Source organism: Bartonella sp. AD328YNZD, from assembly GCF_042196425.1.
Map to the genome: position 1 here is coordinate 1 of NZ_JBHIQG010000685.1, position 796 is coordinate 796.

Consider the following 796-nt stretch of genomic DNA (forward strand, 5'->3'; position numbering starts at 1 on the left):
ACACCAAGACCGCTCACATCAATCTGCATATCAGAGCCCCCTGGTTGATAGGTTTCTGTGATTTCTTCCAACGTAGGTAATTTGAGGGTTTCAAGATCAAGATGAAGATTAACATCATCATCAACAATCAGGGTAAAACCGCGAACAATTCTTAAAGTCATATGTCGCTCCTTGCTGCTTTGCGATAACCCTCTAGCGTATCGCCAAAGGCATAAATCATTTTATTTTGGATATCTTCAGCAAGCCGATTAAAGTAAGCTCCATTGCGCCGGCTGCCAAAGCTTAAATCTTCTAGAGGCGGCACTTCTTCTGCATCAAATTCCACCCGCAATTTCCCCAGTTGTAAATTGCTGTTGGAATTTAAATCACGGTCAAACCAAACCCGCCCACCAAGCAGTGCACCGCGTGCAATCATATCATCAAGAAAGCTGGTCAAAGAGCGGGTAATGGCAATAACATGTTGACCGGTCAGGTTTTCATCATTGGCCCAAGGGCGTAAATTATTGATGATGGTTTTTTCCAGTGCTGCACGGGTGCGCACCACATTGACAAAACGCCAAAGCGGATCACTAGAGGTGGTATGGTTTCCCCATAAAATGCGCCCATTGGAAGCTACTTCTCCCTGCCCATTTTGACTAAGTCGTGCGGGAATAAAGGTGGCAATATCGGCTTTATTGAGACGATTTGCCTCATGATCAATTTCCCCATCAAAGTAGCTAATGGGGCGTGCTGTCCCTAAAATGCCATGCACATCTTGATTGGAAGGAGACCAAAAAACACCGCCCCTTTGCTTGTC

Annotated in this window: 2 protein-coding genes; both read right to left on the bottom strand. The window is 45.5% G+C overall.

The window, feature by feature from the left end:
- A partial coding sequence (locus ACFIO3_RS14460; protein ID WP_375615544.1) for a phage major tail tube protein occupies positions 1–161 on the bottom strand: 161 nt, incomplete at its 3' end.
- Positions 158–796, bottom strand: a 639-nt coding sequence (locus ACFIO3_RS14465; protein WP_375704719.1) for a phage tail sheath family protein, incomplete at its 5' end; no start/stop codon positions are given. The genes ACFIO3_RS14460 and ACFIO3_RS14465, both read right to left, overlap by 4 nt.